Origin of the sequence: Bradyrhizobium sp. cir1, from assembly GCF_014198245.1 — a bacterium.
Taxonomy (GTDB): Bacteria; Pseudomonadota; Alphaproteobacteria; order Rhizobiales; family Xanthobacteraceae; genus Bradyrhizobium.
The window spans coordinates 209592-226456 of the sequence record NZ_JACIHE010000005.1 but is presented as its reverse complement, the minus strand read 5'-3'; the positions used below and the strand labels follow the sequence as shown (position 1 = coordinate 226456).

Below are 16865 nucleotides of genomic sequence, written 5' to 3'. Positions count from 1 at the left end.
TGGCGACCGGCAAGAACAAGTCGTTTACCAGGTCTTAACCATGTCCGGCCCGGGTGCGGAACGCATCGGCGGACCCGCGGGTTGCCCTTCCCGGGAGGGAGTGATGCGCAACCTTGCGACTATCGACGTCGCTCTGGACGAGATGCTGGTCAATCTCGCCGCGATCGTCTTGCGGCTTTCGGAGCCGGACGTGACGCGAACACCGGAAGCGCGGCGGGCCCTGGCGCAATCCGTCCATCAATACGCGGTTTGCGCGGCCCACTCGACCGACCCGCGGGTCCACGAATTGAAGGCGCGATTGGAAGGGACCCTGAAGCCGAGCCTGCGCATCGTTGCGATCGACGGCGTGACGGTGTCGTAGCCCAACGCCGTCATTGCGAGGAGCTCTTGCGACGAAGCAATCCAGAATCCCTCCGCGGTGATACTCTGGATTGCTTCGCTATGCTCGCAATGACGAGGTTGTTGAAACAGCTCGTTCTACGCCCCCTTCACCTTCCCGCGCGGCCGCCGCTTGCACGTGCCGGGCAGCTTTGCTGCGAGGAAATCGCCGAGCGCTTCGACGCGTGCGGGGCGCGGGCCGCCTGGCGGCGTCACCAGGTGCACGGCGCCCTCGGCCTGCTTCCAATCCTTCAGGATCACTTCGACGGCGCCAGAGGAGATCGCCTCGCCGACGATGAATTCGGGAAGCTCGGCGATGCCGAGGCCTGCGATCAATGACGGCATCACGGCTTCGCCATTGTTGACACGAAGCGGTCCGCCCGGACGTACGCTGGCCTGCTCGCCGGCGGAATTGGTGTAGTGCCAGATGTTGGGCGTCGAGAGATAGGCGTAGCTGAAGCACCTGTGCTCGGCCAGATGCATCGGATGCGTCGGGCGGCCGTGACGCTTGAGATAGGACGGCGCTGCCACCGTGAAGCGCGGCATGGTGAAGAGCCGGCGCGCGATCAGGGACGAATCCGGCAGCCGCGCGATCCGCACCGCCATGTCAAAGCCCTCTCCGATCAGATCCACCGTCGCATCGCTCAGATGCAGATCGACCGAGACTTCCGGATAGGCCTCGAAGAACTCCGGCAGCAGCGGCGCCACGGCCTTGATGCCGAACGTCATGGGCACGGCGAGCCGCACCAGACCGCGCGGCGCCACCGATTGCGCCAGCGCCTCGTTCTCCGCCGCCTCGCCGTCGGCGAGAAGACGCGTTGCCCGGTCCGCAAGCTTGTGGCCGGCATCGGTCAGCGCGAGCCGGCGCGAGGTGCGGTTGAACAGGCGGGCGCCGAGCCGCTCCTCCAGCCGGGTCACGGCCTTCGAGACCGTCGCCTTGGACATCGCAAGCTCGCTCGCGGCCCCCGCAAACGACCGTAATTCCACGACTTTTGCGAAGATCGCGAGCGCCTCGAAATCGGGGAGTTTTGCCATGCGAGCGGATCCAATCGGGATATTTGAGGAAACAATGCGTTTCGACAGTTTCTATTTCTATACCACAGGCGGAGGCTTATCCAAGGGTCAATCGCAAACCCACGGAATGGAGAAATCCAATGACCAAGAAGCTCTCAGGCAAGGTTGCCCTCGTCACCGGCGGATCGCGCGGCATCGGCGCGGCCTCTGCCCGCGCGCTCGCCGATGAAGGCGCCGATGTCGCCATCAGCTACGTCGCTTCGCCCGACAAGGCCGAAGCCGTCGTCGCCGAGCTGAAGGCCAAGGGCGTCAGGGCGCGTGCCTTCAAGGCCGACCAGGCTTCGGCGAAGGACGTGACGAAGCTCGTGAGCGATGTCGCCAAGGAATTCGGCCATCTCGACATCCTCGTCAACAATGCCGGCGTTGCCGCCGGCGGCGCGACCGACGATGCCAAGGCCGACCTCGATGCCCTCGCCCGCCAGGACCAGGTCAACGTGCATGGCGTGATCGCGGCGATCCGCGCCGCCTCGCAGCTGATGGGCGAAGGCGGCCGCATCGTCACCGTGGGCTCGATGCTCGCAGACCGCGCCTCGTTCCCGGGCCTTGCCGATTACGTCGCCACCAAGGCGGCGGTCGTCGGCTACACCAAGGGCGCGGCACGCGACTTGGGTCCGCGCGGCATCACCGTCAACGTGGTGCAGCCCGGCTCGATCAACACCGACATGAACCCGGATGACGACCGCGACTTCGCGGAAGCCCAGCGCAAGCAGCACGCGCTGCAGCGCTTCGGCCGTCCCGAGGAGGTCGCCGCCGGCGTGGTCTTCCTCGCAAGTCCGGAAGCCTCCTTCGTCACCGGCACTGTGCTCAACGTCGACGGCGGGTTTGGCGCCTGATCAAGGCGCCACTCGTCCAACCCAAGGAATTACGAAGATGATCGAACTCAGACCTTTCGCAAAGCTCGGCGGCGCCGATCACGGCTGGCTCAAGGCCAAGCATCATTTCTCCTTCGCCAGCCATTATGACCCGAACAACATGGGACATGGTGCGCTGCGCGTCTGGAACGACGACGAGATCGCGCCGAACACCGGCTTTCCCGCCCATCCCCACGCCAACATGGAGATCATCACCTATGTGCGCGAGGGTGCGATCACGCACCAGGACAGCCTCGGCAACGAGGGGCGAACTGAAGCCGGCGACGTGCAGGTGATGAGCGCGGGCAGCGGCATCCGCCACTCCGAATACAATCTCGAGCCGAGCAAGACGCGGATCTTCCAGATCTGGATCGAGCCGACGGCGCGCGGCGGACAGCCGACCTGGGGCTCGAAGCCGTTCCCCAAGGCTGACCGCTCCGGGAAGCTTGTCACCATCGCGAGCGGCTTTGCGGATGACACGGACGCGCTGCCGATCCGCGCCGATGCGCGGGTGCTCGCCACTACACTGAAGGCGGGCGAGAGCGCCGAGTACGCGCCGCAGAAGTCGCGGCATCTCTACCTTGTGCCTGCGGCGGGCTCCGTCGAGGTCAACGGCGTGCGCGTCAATGCGCGCGACGGAGCCGCGATCCGCGATGAGGCCAGCTTGAGGATCACGGCGCTCGAAGACTCCGAACTCGTGCTCGTCGACGCGGCTTAACGATCCAAACGACCAATCACCTCACCAATCACAACGGAGACCACCATGACCAAAGTTCTCGTTCTCTATTATTCCGCCTATGGCCACATCGAGGCGATGGCCAATGCCGTCGCCGAGGGCGCGCGCGAGGCCGGCGTCACCGTCGACATCAAGCGCGTGCCGGAGCTTGTGCCGGCCGAGGTCGCGAAGGCCTCCTACTACAAGCTCGACCAGGCTGCGCCGGTCGCCAGGATCGAGGACCTCGCCAATTACGACGCGATCATCGTCGGCACCGGCACCCGCTTCGGCCGCATGGCCTCGCAGATGGCGAACTTCCTCGACCAGGCCGGCGGGCTCTGGGCCAAGGGCGCGCTGCACGGCAAGGTCGGCGGCGCCTTCACGTCCAGCGCGACCCAGCATGGCGGCCAGGAGACGACGCTGTTTTCGATCATCACCAACTTGCTGCATTTCGGCATGGTCGTGGTCGGCATGAACTACGGCTTTGCCGGCCAGATGAAGCTCGACGAGGTCACGGGCGGTGCGCCCTACGGCGCCACCACGATCACCGGCGGCGACGGCAGCCGCCAGCCCAGCGCCAACGAGCTCGCCGGCGCGCGCTATCAGGGACGGCAGATCGCGGAGACCGCCAAGAAGCTGCATGGCTGATGCGACGTGGGCGGCATTCTCATTCGGGAATGCCGCCCCATCTTTGGTGCACGGAATATTTCACCAAAAGCGATACGAATGGCTTTCGAACTCTTGTTGATCGCGCAGATGATCCGCAAGCCCGCACAGGCGCTGGCGCGGCGGTGGTATTGCCGCAGCCTGTTTCGTGCCTCGCGCGGCCGGTTTCACTGCGCCGGGTGCACGGGATCGTGATCGCTAGGCCTGCGTGATGTCGGCGTGAGGCTGAACTGACGCCACTGGGATGGGCGCCAGCGCCGTCGACAGCCACCAGCCCTCACCGGCAAACCAGCATGTCTCGTCGGGAGCGCCCTCTCTCTGCAACGACTGCACGCCCTCCCATCCTTTCGCGAACGCGTCGGCCAACCGCCGGGCGGCATCTTCATCCTGCAATCCCGCGCAGCCGATGAACTGGGCACGGCTGAGGAATTTCGCCGGCCAGATCGCGCCGTCATCCGGGCGGGTGATCATCAACATGCCGCCGAGCGTGCCTTCGGGCGCCAACGGAAACACCAGCCGCCCGCCGGGCCGCAGCGCCTCGAGCCATTGCGTGGCCGGCTGCGCCGCGCCCGCGCAGACATAGATCACATCTGCGGCAGGCAGGTCCGACGCGATGCCCGAACGGTCGCGCAGGTCGACACGGGCGATGTCCTTCAGATTGTCGCGCGCGAGTGCCGCCAGGCGCTCGTCGATCTCGTAGGCATGAACGCGGCCGCCGGGTCCCACGAGATGCGCGAGGATCGCGGTGTAGTAGCCGCTGCCCGCGCCGATCTGGATCACGGTCTCACCCTCCCTGACAGCGCAGCCGGTGAGCCAATAAGCGTGTGCGCTGGGCATGCCTATATTGAGGCCGCGCGCCGGATCCAGCGCGAGCAGCGCGTTCTGGTAGATGAAGGCGGGATCGTCATCGGGCGTCACGACATAGGGATGACCGCCGAGACAGATCGACCACGGCCCGGGCCCGACGAAAGGTTCACGCCTGACGGTCCGAAAGGCCTCTTCAAGTCGGGGATCCGCAGACTTCGCCGCGGCGCAGATCAACTGCGCAAAGAATGCGCGATATTTTGCCGAACGATCTTCCATGTCGCCTCCGGGAAACCAAGGCGACGATAACACAACGCGCGCGATAATCGGAAGCTTTGCGCAATCACGGGCTTTGTGACGGCGCGGTGACGAGCCGATCGCGCAGGCCACGCCTCAACTGCGTTCGGCTTTCCTCCTGACGAGGTCTTTGCCGATCGGCCGCACGGGTTCGCTCCGCAGCACCAGCGAGGTCGTGACCGCACCGAAACCGGCAATGCGATCCACGATCGTCTCGAGGTCCTCCGGGGCAGGAACGAGCACCTTGAGCACGAAGCAGTCGTCGCCGGTCACGCGATGGACTTCGATAATGTGGGGAATCTCGCTGAACCGCTTGAGGCAGGTCTTGATATGCTCATGCGAGGTGCGCAGGCGCACCAGCGCCATCAGGCCGAGCCCGAGGGCGCGCGGGTTGATACGGGCGCCGTAGCCTTCGATGATGCCGGCTTCCTCGAGCCGCTTGACGCGCTCGGAGATCGCCGGCTGGGACAATCCGACGGAGCGGCCCAGTTCGGACAGCGGCACGCGCGCATTGGCTTGCAGCGCCTCGAGGATCTTCAAATCCTTGGCATCGATGCTTCCGAAGCGATCCAACAAAATTCTCCCTTCCACCTTGAGATCATCGGCAGATGGTCGATTTCGCCGATGACTTGCCATGTGATGCAGGACCACGTCCGGTCACACTGCGACGTAACCTCAGATATCACGGGACGTTCATGCACGACATCATCACATTGCCCGGCCTCGGCGGCTCCGGAGACACCCATTGGCAGACGCTGTGGGAGCGCACTGAGCCGCGCTTCACGCGATTCCAGCCGGCGAGCTGGGACCAGCCGGTCCTCGACGACTGGGAGCAGGCCCTGGATCGCGCGGTCGCGCGCTGCGCCAAGCCGCCTGTCCTGGTCGCCCACAGCCTCGCCTGCCTGCTGGTGGCGCATTGGGCCGCGCGCTTCCCGTCCGCGATCGCGGGCACCTTTCTGGTCGCCGTGCCCGATCCGGATGGCGGCAATTTTCCCGCGGAGGCCATGGCGTTCAAGCCGGTCCCGGACCGCCCGCTGCGCTTTCCCGCGCTGGTCATCGCGAGCACGAATGATCCCTATGGAGCGCTCGAGGTGACACGGCGACGGGCACAGGACTGGCAGTCCGGCTTGATCGTGGCGGGTGCGCTCGGCCACATCAATGCCGCGAGCGGGCTCGGCGACTGGCTGCAAGGGCACGCATTGCTGGACGCCTTTCGCGCGGGCCTTCCAAGGTGACGGCGAAACGGGCGGCGCCCGTCAGCGCGCCCCCTTGCCCATCGCCCGCGCGGCAAGGGCGGCGAGCCTGGGGTGACGTCGCAGGCCCTGCGCGGCGTGATCGCGCCAGGCAAAAGGCAGTCCACGCCAGGACAGCGCGACGCTGGCGTCGGTCAGCGGCACCCGCTCAGCGCCTAGCCGGCGCTTGTAATCCTGATTGCCGACGCTGAGATCGAAGCGGCGCACGCCCTCTGCATGCAGCGCCGCCATGGTGCGCTCGGTCACGAGCAGTCCGGGAGAAAAGTTCGCCCAGGTCTTGCCGCTGTGACTGATGCGCAGCAGGAAGTAGGTCGCACCGTATCGGATACCGAGCGCGGTCGCTGCGATGCCCTGGTCACAGAGCAGGGCCGAGATGACGGCATAACCTTCGGCGACACCCTGGCGCGCCACCTCGCGATAGAAGCGGGCGTGAACATCGTCGTTCAGAACGAACGGCGAGCCAAGCTGCCTCATCCGCTCCGCCTGCTGCTGGTCCATCACATCGATAAATTCGCGCGCGCGCCCGGCATCCGTGGCGATCTCGAACCGAGCATTGCCAAGGCGGCTGAAGACGCGCCAGCACCGCGGCATCTGCAGGCGCCTGATTGACGCCCGATAATCCTCATAGTCGTCGCCGATGAGCACGAGGTTGCCGTTGACCGAGCAGGATCCGGCACGGCCGAGCGACACCAGCGGGTTCGGCTTGCCGGCGACCTGCGCCGGCATCTTCTTCAGGCGCAGCAGGTCGAAGTCGTCGGGCAAGGCGCGCAACGCCTCGACCAGCGCCTTGCCGATCGCGTCCATCGTCGCCGCATCCAATGCCGCATCGAGCGCCAGGATCGGCGCATTGTTGTCGGAGACGCCGAGATCGGCGAATTCGACGATGCGGATGCCGCGCCTGACATGGCTGATCATCGGCACGACAGCGATGTTCTTGCCGGTCGCGACATCGGAGATCACGGCGATCAGCGGCGCAACGTCGCCAAATGCCTCGTACCAGGCGCCGAGCCAGTAATCATGCTGGAAAGCGGTGCGATGGCCGGCACTCAGGCGCGATGCCGCCTGCCGCCAGTCACGCATGAAATCGACTGCGATTGCCGACGTGCTGGACACAAGACCATCTGGTTGCTCGACGCTGAGAAACGTCATCCCTGGGACATATGATTGCTGAATGTTTCCATAGATGATGTTTTGCCGCAGACCACAAGTAACGTCGCTGCTTATCGTTAAGCCGGCGCAACCACGGCGCCGCGACTGCGACAAGCTGTCAGCGCTGGGGCTCCGTCCGGTCAACGCATTGGAACCTTGCGAGGAAGTGCAGGCCCGCGACCGCGAGGGCGAACATGAACCAGATCGGATTCTGCCGTTCGAGCAGGAAGGTCTCGGTGGCGCCGTAGTACAGGCCGAACAGCCAGACAGTCAGGAACAGTTTTGCCAGTGCGCTGCTTCGGTTGTGAGACTGGGCCGCCTGGAAATTGCCGAGCGGCGCGAGCACGAAGACGAGGATCACCAGCGCCAGCCCCGGAAGGCCGATGGTGACCGCGAGGTCGAGATAGGAGTTGTGGCTGTGCGCCGCCGACGTCGCCCATTCGGCGCCCTGGGCGGTCTGCCGCGCGGTGACGTCGTCCCAGAACGCCGCATAGCCGTGACCGATGATCGGCTTTTCGGACACCGCCGCGAGCGCGAACTCCCAGATCGCGGAACGGCCGGTGAAGGTGGGATCGAGCGGAAGCAGCCGCGTCATCGCCCCGAGCGCCGGGCTCAGCACGCTGCCGACCGTCAGCAGGTTCATCACGATCAGCGGCACGAAGCAGATGAGCCGCTTCAGCCACAGGCTTCGCGTGACATAGACGAGCGAGGCCAGCACGTAGATCGCAAGGCACAGCACCGAGGAGGTCTTGCCGCCGGTGAAGATCAGGAAGATGCCGGCGAGCGCAGCGATTGCCGGCCCCATCACGAACGATCCGGCGGCGCAAAGGTAAATACCGACATAGACCAGGATGGTCATCACCGGCGAAGCGACGTTCTTGTGGCCGAAGCTGCCGCGCCAGTCGCCGGCGAGCTGCGGCTCGCTGACGTCGAGCGCGGTGTGGATCGAATATTGCGGGGCGAGGACAACGCCGAGATAGCACAGCGCGAGCAGCGCGAGCGCGGCGGCGCCGAGGCACAAATTGAAGCTCCGCTGCGTCGGCGGCAACAGCGGCAGCAGGACGGCGAGCGAGGTCACGCTGGCGGCGAGCACGAAACGCTGGATCGAGACGCCGCGGCTCTCGGAGAAGACGATGTTGATCAACAGCCAGCCGACGAGACATAAATGCAGCGGTGTCACGAGGCTCTTCAACGCGGGTGCATCCGTGACCGCGACGAGCAGCACCGCAACTGCAGCCAGCAGACCCCAGGAGACGTAGGTGAGCGCCATTCGCCCGCCGACGACGGTGGCCGCGTCCTCGCTGCGCAGGTCGGGAAACGGATCGAGCGTCACCAGGACGAGAAGCAGGGCCGCAATCGCGACGAGACAGCGCGTCGCCCGCACGGCATTCAGCCCCGCAAGGCCGCCGCGCAGGAGGTGGCCGAGCGATGGGACCTCGACGTCAGTCATGTCAGCGGCGCTGCGATCCATGGCTCAAGGCAGGTGGTGAAGCCGGCGGAAGCTTACGCCTACCTCATCCCCATTAACCGATCGTCAACCAGCACGGACCTCTGCAGCCACACTACCCTGTCGCACGCCTCCCTATTTCCGCAGGCTCAATGCCGCCGGCTTAACGTTACTTGACGAAACCGGCGCCGCGCAGGCCTTGCCCACAATGATTTGCCGGTAATGCGGGTATCATCCGCCGCGAGTTTTCGATCGCTGGTTCTGCCAGCTCGCCCGATGCGCCCCGGTTAACAGATCATTAAAGACGAGCCGCAGCTTGATCACCGCCGAAGACGTTCTCGAATTGCCGGCCAGCTCACGCGTGGCGGCGCCGGCGCGTCTCCCGCTGCAACCCGGCTCGGCCGGGTCGGTATCCGTGGTCATCCCCGCCAAGAACGTCGCGGCCTATGTCGGCGAAACTCTTGCCAGCGCGCTGACGCAAACTGAGGTGACCGAAGTCATCGTCGTGGACGACGGCTCGATCGACGAGACCGTCGCGATCATTCGCGCTATCCGTGACCCGCGGCTGCGCCTGATGAGCAACGACTCCTCAGGCGTGTCGGCCGCGCGCAATCTCGGCGCGCGGCATGCGGGCGGCGATTGGCTGCTCTTCCTCGATGCCGACGACCGCCTGCGCCCCGGCGCGGTGGCGGCACTGCTTGCAACGGCGCGCGACGCTCCACGCGCGGTTCTCGTCTACGGCGACTACAACACGATCGACAGCGAGGGACGGCAGATCGGCCGGCGCGACCTGCTGAAGGGACGTCGCAAGCCCTCCGGCGACGTGCTCGCACGCCTCGCCGGCGGTAATTTCATCGTCAATGGCGGCATCGCGCTCGCCCGTGCCGAGGCCTTCCGCGCCATCGGCGGCTTCGACACCTCGCTCAGATATTGCGAGGACTGGCATTGCTGGTGCCGCCTTGCCGCGATCGGCGAGTTCGAGTTCGCGCCGAAGCTGCTGCTCGACTACCGCCTGCACACCGCCAACACCATGAACGCGGCGGTGCGGACGCCGAAGGATTTCTTTCCGGCGATCGCGCGTGTCTTCGACGACGGTCTGATCCTGGCGAGATTGCCCGAAGGCACGGCAGCCGGGCTGCGCCTTGCCGCGGAGATTCATCTCGTCACCTATTCGGCGATGCAGGCGGTCCGCTTCGGCAGATATCGCGACGCTCTTGGCTATCTCGCGATGGTTGGCAGGCGCTCGCTCAAGGCGCTGCCGCGCGCCGCGGCCAGGACAGCTCTCGCCGGCTTCGGCATCTAACTCTTCTCTGCAGCGTCAGGACACGATCTTCGAGGCCTCATAGGGCTTCGGATCGAAGCCGAAGGCCGCGAGCGCAGAACCGAACGCCACCATCACCGGATGCATCGCGACGACGGACTTCGACGTCGTCAGCAGACGCGCCGCGCGCAGCAGCGACAGCGGCAGCCGACCGAGCATCTGCGCGAACACCCGCGCCCGCGCCGCCGCGCTCTGCGCGGCCTTGTACTGCACGCGATAATTGATCGCGCCGATGCGCAGGCCCCGCTTGGCGATCCAACTGAAGCTGATGCGGCTCTGCGGCACGGTCTCGGTGATGACCGCCTCCGCCGTCCAGTGGAAGACCATGCCGGCGTCGCGGCACCGCACGAAGAAATCGCAGTCGCCGCCGCCGAGGAAATTGAAGCGCAGATCGAACGCGGGCTTGTCGAACCGCTCGAACGCGGCGCGGGTGATCAGGCAATTGCCGCAGCCATAGATCAGCGGCACTGCGCCGCTGTAATCATAGGCCGGGCGGAAGGCGGGATGACGCGCAAGCCACGGCTTGCTGTCGTCGTCGAAGACCGGCAGCACCGGGCCACCGACGACGTCGGCGCCGGTCGCCTCCGCGGTGCGAACCATCAGCTCGAGCCAGTCGGGCGAGGCAATCTCGTCGTCGTCGATCATCAGGAAGCGGGTCGCGGCGGGAAACAGCGCCTGCGCCGTCTCGAACGCGGCGTTGATCGCCTGGCAGTTGCCCTGCCGCTGCTCGACGAGGCAGATGCCCTGGAGCCTGCCGTCGGCGAGATATTCCGCGGCGACCGGCGCGCTCTCGCGCTTTGCAGCGTCGTTCTCGACCATGACGACGGCAAAGGAACGCGGGGTGCGCTGGCTCACGAGCGAGTCCAGCGTCAGCCGCAGATGCTGCGGGCGGCGGAAGCAGGGAATGCAGACGACGATGCCGACTGACAGGTCGATGACGCGGGAGCTCGCCGCGATCTGGCGCTTGGGATCGCGCACGGCATCCGATATCCGGCTGGCAGACAGGTCTGTCGGGATCAGTGTCATGGCGCTCTAGATGCCCGAGATATGTTGAAAAAGCCCTGCGCCGGTCGCATGCGCCAGCGTCGTCCCGCGACGATACAGTATCGCGGGACAGTTGCGTGTCGAAGTGGACAACCGGCTCGAGGCGCGAGACGGCACCACGCCGCGGATATTCCGACGATGCAGACCGGACGCCATGCACTTAACCGTTTTCACGTGTTTCCCCGGCAACTACATGCGTCCGTGGTACTGCAATTCGTAGTCCATCGTGCGCCGGCGCCGCGATACGGAAGATGCCGTAGTTAACGCCCATGTGCATTAACCCGCCCGTAAGCACCACGACCGGTGAGGTGGTGCGGCATCAGATTTGCTCTTCGGGCATGCGAGTTTTTTCCTGTAAATTTGAATAGAACAAGCGCGGTCAGAAAATATGAACAAGCCAGCCACGATCGATTTCGCGACAGCCACGGCGATCGACGCCCCCGCGACCACACACGTCCAGGCGCTGCATGATCTGGTCCCCGGCGAAGCGCGCGACAGCCTGCTCGCCGTTCACGACGTGCTGCGTCGCGAACTGCCGCAGGGACGGCTCGCCATCTATGAAGCCGGCGGCGGCTCGTGCAGCGTTCTGCCACCGGAATTGCTGAGCCGCAGCAGGGTCACCGTCGTCGACATCGACGAGGACCAGGTCCGCAACAACACCTACGCGGACGAGGCCATCCTCGGCGATGTGCAGACCTACAGCTTTGGGAGCGAAACCTTCGATCTCGTGATCTGCTACAACGTGATCGAACATCTGCCCCATGTCGATGCTGCACTCCTGAATTTCCGCGATGCGCTCAAGCGCGGCGGGATGATCCTGATCGGTGCGCCCAATCCGCGTTCGCTGTCCGGCGTCGTCACCAAATATTCGCCGCACTGGTTCCACGTCTGGTTCTACCGGCACGTCCGCGGCATCAAGGACGCCGGCCTGCCTGGCGAGCCGCCGTTCCCCACCTTCTTCCATCCACTGGTGACGCTGCCGCGGCTCGAAACGTTCGCAGCCGCCAACGGCCTCGAGATGATCTATCGCCGTGAGGTCGAGAGTCCGCGCTATCCCGAGATGCGCCGGCGCAAGCCGTTGTTCGCGGCGCTCGTCGATGCCGGCACCGCCGTGCTGAACGCCGTGCTCCCGCGCGGCACCGACGTCCGCCGCGGCGATTATCACGTCATCCTGCGGAAAAGCTGACGATCATGCGCGCGCAATCCATTGCGGGAGGAGCGGAGCCTCGTGGCCACGCTGCGCGCGGTAACGAACGGTTAATCTCTCGGGGGCTTCCGCGTCGCTGCGACGCGTCGAGGCGTGGCATGCGCTTAAACGCTTTGTTTGCCATTTCGGTGAATAGTCCCTCAATGAGTATGGTTAATTTTCCCTGTTGCGTTGATTGGGCACCTATATCCCGGGTGCGTGGCGTAAAGCGAAGAGTAGCCCCTCAGCCCGCGGCCGTTGGAATGAAAGCTGGGGACGATGCTGGACTATAACCAGCCGATAGATCGGGCCAGACCAGAGGCCCCGCAGCAGAGGCTTCAGGCCGGCTTCAACGTGCTGGAGCTGGTCAACCTGCTTTGGCGGCGCAAGGTCGCAATTGCAGCCGCCGCCCTGCTCGGCGCGACGCTTGCGGTCACGGTCGGCAAGAGCCTGACGCCCCGCTACACCGCCACAGCCCAGCTCTATGTCGACCCGCGCGAACTCCAGCTCGTCGATCGCGAGCTCACGCCCCGCGCGCAGGACGTCTCCGGCATGTCCATGGTGGTGGAGAGCCAGGCGCGCCTGATCACCTCCAACAGCGTGCTGCTCCAGGTGATCCAGCAGGCGGGTCTCGACAAGGATCCCGAATTCGGCGGCGGCGACGGCAAGAGCCTGATGTCGTCGCTGCTCGGGCTGATCGGCCTCCAGCCCCGCGCGCCCTCCGCGGCCGAGACGAAGGAAGTGCAGCTCGCGGCGCTCGACGCGCTGAACCGGCACATCACGATTCGCAAGACCGAGAAGAGCTTCATCGTCGACATCGAGGTCTGGTCGACCGATCCGGCGAAGGCGGCGATGCTCGCCAACACGCTGACCAACGTCTACCTCGCGGAGTCGCGCAATTCGCAGGCCTCGGCGGCACGCCGCGCCACCAGCGATCTCTCCAGCCGCCTGAAGGAGCTGCGCGAGCGGCTGCGTAATGCCGAGACCGCGCTTGCGACCTACAAGGCGCAGAACAATTTTGTCGGCACCCAGGACGCGTTGATCAGCGACCAGCAGCTCTCTTCCAGCAACCAGCGGCTTTCCGCAGCACGGGCGGCGACGATGGACGCGCAGGCCCGGCTCGACCAGATCGAGGCAAGCCGGCGCACGGCGGCAGATGCCGGTGCAATTCCCGAAGCGCTGCAATCGCCGACCATTGCGAACCTGCGCGCGCAATATGCCGAGGCCCGCAAGAAATATGCGGAGCAGGCCGGCGAGCTCGGCCCGCGCCATCCGGCGCTGCGCCAGACCGAGAAGCAGGTCGAGGACCTCAAGCGCACCATCAGCGAGGAGATCGACCGCTTCGCCCAGTCGGCCAAGAACGATTTGACGCGGGCCCGCGACTACGAGGCATCGCTGAACCGGGCGCTGGAAGCGCAGAAGCGGCAGAGCGTGCAGCTCAGCCAGGCCGCCGTGCGCCTGCGCGAGCTCGAGCGCGAGGCCGATGCCAGCCGCGACGTCTATCAATCCTTCCTCAAGCGCTCGCGCGAGACCGAGGAGCAGGAGAGCCTGAACACGTCGGCCGCCCGCGTCATCGGCGAGGCCACCGTGCCGCAGCGGCGTTCGTTCCCGCCGGCCATGAGCCTGTTCGCCATGATCGGCTTCATCCTCGGCGCCATCGCTGCATCGGGCTGGTTTGCCGCGGCCGAACTGCTGTTCGCCGGCGCGACCGCACCAGCGCCGACGCCGGCCCGTCCCCAGCGCACGCCGGCCCCGGATCCTGCGCGAGCGCCACAGGTCGCACGAGCTCCGGAAACCGCGCAGCCGCAGCAGGTCTCGCGCACTCCGGAAGTTGCGCAGGCTCTGCCGGAACTTGCCGCGCCGCCGCTGCAACCTTCGATGGCCGACAAGCCCCTGATCGAAAAGCCGCTGATTGCGCGCCTCCAGGAAGCCGACGTCATCCACACGCTCGGCGCCATTCTCGCCACCGGCGGCGGCGTCGACCTGACACGGCTGGGCTGGCCGACGCTGCGCCCCGGCTTCCCCCTGACGAGCCTGCTCAATGCCTGGCGCGACATGCGCGCGGCAGTGGCCCGGCGCGCCGGCGGCAAGGCGATGCCGGTTGTCGCGCTGCTCGGCACCGGCGAGACCACCGGACGCAGCGTGACCGCGCTGAACTTCGCGCTCGCGGCCGCGCGCGACGGCGCCCGCGTGCTGATGATCGACGCCGACCATCTGGCCCATTCACTCTCGAACAAGGTCAATCGCCCCGGCAAGAGCGAGCCGAGCAGGCTCGGCTGGCTCTCGAACGGCAGCAAGGCCGCACGCGAGATCAAGACGGTCAACGGCATCTCGGTGCTGCCTGCCGCCGAAGGCGACGCCGGCAAGGCGACCGAGGCCATCCGCAAGGCGATCGCGCAGGCGCGCACCTCCGGCGGCTACGACCTCGTGATCCTCGACGGGCCCGCAATGCCGCTCGCGGCCGGCTGCCGCAAGCTGCTCGAAGACGTCGATGCGCTGGTGGCGGTGCTGCCGACCAGCATGGACATCAACGACAGCCTGGAAGAGATCCTGAGCACGCTCGGCCGCGCCGAGCGCAAGCTCGTCGGCGTCGTGCTCGATGAGCTCACCCCCGCAACCCAAGCGCGCCAGCGAGGCAGACAATATGCTTGAGCGCCGCGTCAACCTGGACGGACGGGCCGCAACCGCCGACGTGCCGCGGATCACCGTCGGCGGCCTCCGCATGGCCGCGCTCGACCTGGAAGCGACCGCCGATTTCATGATCGAGGCCACCGATCCGCAACATCGCATCGGCCGGCCGCTGTACCTGACCTCGGCCAATGGCGAGGTGCTGGCGCGCTGCTCGACCGAGCCGCAGACCGAGCGCCTGTTCCGCATCGCCGATTTGATCAATGCCGACGGCCAGCCGCTGGTGGCGGCCTCGAAACTGCAATCCTGGTTTCCGCTGCCCGAGCGCGTCGCGACCACGGACCTGTTCCATGTCGTCGCGCGCAAGGCCGAAGCGGTCGGCCGCACCTTCTACATGTTCGGCGCCAGCGAGGCCGAGAACGCCGCGGCGGTCGCCAACGTCCGCGACCTGTATCCGAACCTGAAGATCGTAGGGCACAGCCACGGCTATCTGCGCGGCGAAGCCCTGCGCGCGAAAGTCGAGGAGATCAATGCGCTCGCGCCCGATTATCTCTGGGTCGCGCTCGGCGTGCCCAACGAGCAGGCATTCGTCGAGGAATTCACACCGCTGCTCACCAATGTTGGCGTTATCAAGACATCCGGCGGCTTATTCAACTTTTTGTCGGGCAGCCGGTCCCGCGCGCCGCAATGGATGCAGAAATTCGGACTCGAATGGGCCTGGCGCACATGGCTTGAGCCCCGCCGCCTGCTCTGGCGCTATTTGACCACCAACCCCCGCGCGCTCTATCTTCTCTTCAGCCGCAAACGGCCCTTCAATCGCTGAGAGAAGAGTAGCATACGACATGACCGATCGACCGACTGTCCTCGTCACAGGAGGCGCAGGCTATATTGGCTCGCATGCCTGCCGCGCACTGACCGCCGCCGGCTATCAGCCCGTCGTTTATGACAATCTCTCGACAGGTCACCGCAGTTTCGTCGCCGGTCCCCTCGTGACGGGCGATCTGCTCGACGGCGCGGCGCTGGCGCGCGCCTTCGCCGAGCACAAGGTCACCGCGGTGATGCATTTCGCGGCCGCCAGCCTCGTCGGCGAATCCATGACCGATCCGCAGAAATATTACGTCAACAACGTGCAAGGCACGCTGTCGCTGTTGCAGGCGATGCGCAACGCCGGCTGCCGTCGCATCGTGTTCTCCTCGACCGGCGCCGTCTACGGCAATGCCGATTCCAAGGAACTGCCGGAAGACTTCCCCTGCGCGCCGATCAACCCCTACGGCGCATCGAAATGGATGATCGAGCGCATGCTCGCCGATTATCGCTCGGCCTACGGCTTCGGTGCCTTCTGCCTGCGCTATTTCAACGCCAGCGGTGCCGATCCCGCCGGCGGCATCGGCGAGTTGCGCGACAACGAGACCCATCTCATTCCGCGCGCGATGATGGCGCTGCAGGGCCATGTCGACTTCGCCGTGTTCGGCGACGATTACGACACACCCGACGGCACCGCGATCCGCGACTACATCCATGTCACCGACCTCGCCGCCGCGCATGTGGCGGCACTGAAGCTTCTGGAAACCGGACATGCCGGCGGCAGCTTCAACCTCGGCACCGGCTCGGGCTTCTCGGTGCGCGAGATCCTCGACGCCATCGAGCAGGAGACCGGGCGCGAGGTGCCGCACACCGTCAAGCCGCGCCGCGCCGGCGACCCCACTTATCTCGTCGCCGACGCCTCTGCCGCGCGAAAAGTCCTGAACTTCGTGCCGCGTCATTCCGATTTGCCGACGGTGATCCGCACCGCCTGGGCCTGGCACCAGAAGGCCCATCCGCTCAAGGCGCGTTAAGCAACCGTAGCATCCGTACCTTGCCTGCCGTGCCTCCAAACGGCTAGAATGCATATTCGCTGCCGCCGTTGGCGTATCGTCGACGGCCGCATTTTGGGCATCACCGACGATGAGGTCGGGATGCATGGTTCGGCCAATTTGGCGCGAGCCGATTTTTCCGGGCGTCAGGACCACAATCGAATCTGCGTGACGGCCTGTCATCAGGCGCGGATTCCAG

Annotated in this window: 16 protein-coding genes; 10 read left to right on the top strand and 6 right to left on the bottom strand. The window is 65.8% G+C overall.

Features of this window, described 5'->3' with window-relative positions; genetic code table 11:
• The first annotated feature begins 103 nt into the window (after positions 1–103).
• Positions 104–361: a hypothetical protein gene (locus GGD63_RS13765; RefSeq protein WP_183242753.1), complete on the top strand. Its 258-nt coding sequence runs from the start codon at positions 104–106 to the stop codon at positions 359–361.
• Positions 362–477: 116 nt separating this feature from the next.
• Here the strand turns inward: GGD63_RS13765 and GGD63_RS13760 are convergent, their stop codons facing one another.
• The gene (locus GGD63_RS13760) at positions 478–1413 is read right to left on the bottom strand and encodes a LysR family transcriptional regulator (RefSeq protein ID WP_183242751.1); all 936 of its coding nucleotides are present in this window, start codon (positions 1411–1413) and stop codon (positions 478–480) included.
• Between the two features lie 119 nt (positions 1414–1532).
• Here GGD63_RS13760 and GGD63_RS13755 point away from each other — a divergent pair, with 119 nt between their 5' ends.
• The 3 genes from GGD63_RS13755 to wrbA are packed head-to-tail and all read left to right on the top strand — an operon-like array spanning position 1533 to position 3666.
• On the top strand, positions 1533–2285 hold the full coding sequence (locus GGD63_RS13755; protein ID WP_183242749.1) for an SDR family NAD(P)-dependent oxidoreductase: 753 nt from the start codon (positions 1533–1535) through the stop codon (positions 2283–2285).
• 37 nt (positions 2286–2322) lie between these two features.
• Positions 2323–3021 (top strand): pirin family protein, encoded by a 699-nt coding sequence (locus GGD63_RS13750; protein ID WP_183242747.1) that lies wholly within the window; start codon positions 2323–2325, stop codon positions 3019–3021.
• Between the two features lie 45 nt (positions 3022–3066).
• On the top strand, positions 3067–3666 hold the full coding sequence (wrbA, locus tag GGD63_RS13745; protein WP_183242745.1) for an NAD(P)H:quinone oxidoreductase: 600 nt from the start codon (positions 3067–3069) through the stop codon (positions 3664–3666).
• A gap of 216 nt (positions 3667–3882) precedes the next feature.
• Here wrbA and GGD63_RS13740 read toward each other — a convergent pair whose 3' ends face one another.
• Together GGD63_RS13740 and GGD63_RS13735 are read right to left on the bottom strand one after the other, a co-directional pair.
• Positions 3883–4767, bottom strand: a complete 885-nt coding sequence (locus GGD63_RS13740) for a protein-L-isoaspartate O-methyltransferase (RefSeq protein ID WP_183243075.1) — start codon at positions 4765–4767, stop codon at positions 3883–3885.
• Between the two features lie 114 nt (positions 4768–4881).
• The gene (locus GGD63_RS13735; RefSeq protein ID WP_183242743.1) at positions 4882–5358 is read right to left on the bottom strand and encodes an Lrp/AsnC family transcriptional regulator; all 477 of its coding nucleotides are present in this window, start codon (positions 5356–5358) and stop codon (positions 4882–4884) included.
• 122 nt (positions 5359–5480) lie between these two features.
• Here GGD63_RS13735 and GGD63_RS13730 point away from each other — a divergent pair, with 122 nt between their 5' ends.
• A complete protein-coding gene (locus tag GGD63_RS13730; protein ID WP_183242741.1) occupies positions 5481–6020 on the top strand; it encodes an alpha/beta hydrolase in 540 nt (179 codons plus the stop codon).
• Positions 6021–6041: 21 nt separating this feature from the next.
• Here GGD63_RS13730 and GGD63_RS13725 read toward each other — a convergent pair whose 3' ends face one another.
• Together GGD63_RS13725 and GGD63_RS13720 are read right to left on the bottom strand one after the other, a co-directional pair.
• Positions 6042–7187 carry a GNAT family N-acetyltransferase gene (locus GGD63_RS13725; protein ID WP_183242739.1) on the bottom strand — a complete coding sequence of 382 codons (1146 nt, stop codon included), beginning with the start codon at positions 7185–7187 and terminating at the stop codon, positions 6042–6044.
• Between the two features lie 118 nt (positions 7188–7305).
• A complete protein-coding gene (locus GGD63_RS13720; RefSeq protein WP_183242737.1) occupies positions 7306–8658 on the bottom strand; it encodes an O-antigen ligase in 1353 nt (450 codons plus the stop codon).
• A gap of 292 nt (positions 8659–8950) precedes the next feature.
• Between GGD63_RS13720 and GGD63_RS13715 the strand changes: the two genes are divergently transcribed.
• On the top strand, positions 8951–9937 hold the full coding sequence (locus GGD63_RS13715; protein WP_183242735.1) for a glycosyltransferase: 987 nt from the start codon (positions 8951–8953) through the stop codon (positions 9935–9937).
• Positions 9938–9952: 15 nt separating this feature from the next.
• Here GGD63_RS13715 and GGD63_RS13710 read toward each other — a convergent pair whose 3' ends face one another.
• The gene (locus GGD63_RS13710; protein WP_183242733.1) at positions 9953–10981 is read right to left on the bottom strand and encodes a glycosyltransferase family 2 protein; all 1029 of its coding nucleotides are present in this window, start codon (positions 10979–10981) and stop codon (positions 9953–9955) included.
• 406 nt (positions 10982–11387) lie between these two features.
• Here GGD63_RS13710 and GGD63_RS13705 point away from each other — a divergent pair, with 406 nt between their 5' ends.
• From GGD63_RS13705 to galE, 4 genes are all read left to right on the top strand, one after another.
• Positions 11388–12185, top strand: a complete 798-nt coding sequence (locus GGD63_RS13705) for a bifunctional 2-polyprenyl-6-hydroxyphenol methylase/3-demethylubiquinol 3-O-methyltransferase UbiG (protein ID WP_183242731.1) — start codon at positions 11388–11390, stop codon at positions 12183–12185.
• Positions 12186–12464: 279 nt separating this feature from the next.
• Positions 12465–14837, top strand: coding sequence for an exopolysaccharide transport family protein (locus tag GGD63_RS13700; RefSeq protein WP_183242729.1), 2373 nt, complete (start codon positions 12465–12467; stop codon positions 14835–14837).
• Entirely contained in the window at positions 14830–15636 is an 807-nt protein-coding gene (locus GGD63_RS13695; protein WP_183242728.1) for a WecB/TagA/CpsF family glycosyltransferase, read from the top strand. The genes GGD63_RS13700 and GGD63_RS13695 overlap by 8 nt, the downstream gene beginning before the upstream one ends.
• Positions 15637–15655: 19 nt before the next feature.
• Complete coding sequence (gene galE / locus GGD63_RS13690) at positions 15656–16648, top strand: UDP-glucose 4-epimerase GalE (RefSeq protein WP_183242726.1); 993 nt, start codon at positions 15656–15658, stop codon at positions 16646–16648.
• The last annotated feature ends 217 nt before the right edge of the window (positions 16649–16865 follow it).